General features: G+C 60.3%; 2 protein-coding genes. Both read right to left on the bottom strand.

Features of this window, described 5'->3' with window-relative positions; all coding sequences use genetic code 11:
• On the bottom strand, positions 1–303 hold a 303-nt coding region (locus Q4P21_RS16210), incomplete at its 3' end, for an aldehyde dehydrogenase family protein (protein ID WP_303389751.1).
• A gap of 235 nt (positions 304–538) precedes the next feature.
• The coding region (locus Q4P21_RS16205) for a LuxR C-terminal-related transcriptional regulator (RefSeq protein WP_303389750.1) at positions 539–2,110 on the bottom strand (1,572 nt) is incomplete at its 5' end.

Raw genomic sequence — 2,110 nt, 5'->3', positions numbered from 1 at the left:
GGCGCCAATGCTGCCGGCTTCGCGCACCAACCACACGTTGATCTCCTCGGCGTGCAGCTCCCAGAGGTCCCCTGCCTTGCGCAATACGGCGGCACGCTCTTCTGGCTTCTTCGCCGCCCACAGCACTTGGGCCTTGGCGGCCGTGCTCGCTGCCCGCAAGACATCCTCCGCGGAGGCAAGACCGACCCTGCCCAGCACGTTGCCGGTGGCTGGCTCCATCACATCCTGGCTGCCGGCCGATCCCCGGATCCAGCCGTTAATGTTGATTTTCGAGTTCCAAAGCGATTCTTCAAGCAATGACACGATGGGTTCCTTTACTTGGTGACCAGTGAAGAAGGTAGCGGTTCACGGCGGATGCGCCCATTCCAACTATCTGGAGTTCCCCTTCATCCCCACGCTAGGCCAGGATGCTGTGGGCGTCCACTGAATGTCCACGGCAGCGGGCTATTATAGCGTCCATTCGGTTGTCTGGTCGTGGTCATGCCGCCCAAGGACCATGCCTTCGAAGTAAAGCCGCGAACAATAAACCATCTTTCGCCTACAGGCCCCAGTTCCGCGCATTGCCCAGTGCCTGGACGACATCCTTGGCTTCCAACTTCCGATATAGACCACGAATCTGCGTCTTGACGGTGTTTTCGGAACGAAAGCCGCTTTCGGCTATCTGCCTGCGCGTCATTCCTGAGCGTAGCTGCCGAAGGATTTCGTATTCCCGGGGTGTGAGAAGCGGCCTGCCCGCGTGCGAAGCCGCGGAGGAAGAAACCATCGTTTCAAGGCGAAGGCGTTCTTCTGGCCGCAATCCCAAGTCGTCGCTCACCGTTACCCAACCTGGGATCATCCGAAGATAGGAGATTTCCGCGAGGTCGGCCGAACCGGAGCACAGTTGTCGCAATATCGCCACGGCTTCAGGCGTTGGACCATCCGGGTTCCGCGCGGCAACATCGAGGTATAGCGAGAGCCTCCCCCAGCGTCGGGCGCCCATGCGGCGTGCTTTGTCTGTCAGCACGGCTAACGCGGCGTCATGCCGTCCCATCTGCAAGTGCCGCAGCGCGGTAAGCGCTGGATCCGCCTGGACGGGTTTGAACTCCAAGGGTGTCACGCCCCCCTCGAAAATGCTGACCATGAGTAGCGCCTCATCGAACAATCCTGCGGCCAAAGGCGCAGTTGATGCATAGGCACGCTCCCTGCGCAATGCCTCAACCAATAGCCGAGCCGATGCCGGAAGACCTTTCCGCAGGGAGCTCAACGCCAGCAGATATGCATGTACCGACCAGAGTTCGTCGTTGTCGGGTGTAGGCGGCAAAGTGCCGAGCTCATTCGTGGCCGCTTCCAAGTCAAGGTCGCACATGGCCAGATAAACTCGCGTCATGACGGCTGTGCGGGCCACCATTTTCCGACCCCAACCCACCTTGCCGATCACTGCTTCATGTTTATCGAGCCATTGCCGGGCAATTGCGCCGTCTCCTTGAAGGGCATGGAGCAATGCCAGCTTTCCGGCCACGTCTGCCAGCAGGAACGACTTTCCGGAGACCTGTGCCAGGTGGAACCCCGCCTCGTATGCGCTGCGTGCCTCCGATTCTCGGGCTGCCAAATGCAAAGTGAGACCGGAATGGATCTCTACGAGCGCCCCCAGCGAGGGGTTCAGTGCCTGGGAATCCTGGGCTCGGTGCAAGGCCTCTCTCAAACGCAAGGCTGCTTCCCCTGCATCCTTGTACAATCCAGTCAGCCGCAAATGGGAAATTTCCAACAGGCCGATGGTCAGGCCTCTGGCTGTTGGCTTGCGGTACAGCCGTTCGGTGTCTGCCCGTAGGCGCTGTGCGGTGCGGTCAGTGGAATATTCAGGCTTGAGCGCAGGAAGGTGAAGGACCATGCCGTCCTTGCCCGCGGCATTCAGGATGCGCAGGCCCGTCAGCATGTACCCCGTTTGCCCCGTGATGAAACGTGGGATCTTCGCCGCAATGGCTCCCAAGTGCGCGGGGTTGCTGATAAACATGTCAGCCCACTGATCGAGCAACAAGTTCATCAGGGCCGGCCACCGTCGGCCTTCCACCGCAGAATCCACGGCGTTACCGACCCCGCGTGTTATTGTCACGGCGTTGAGCGCCGCATGTTC

The organism is Arthrobacter sp., from assembly GCF_030540645.1.
GTDB lineage: Bacteria > Actinomycetota > Actinomycetes > Actinomycetales > Micrococcaceae > Specibacter.
Note: the sequence above shows the minus strand (reverse complement) of the source record. Positions and strands in the feature narration are given on the sequence as shown.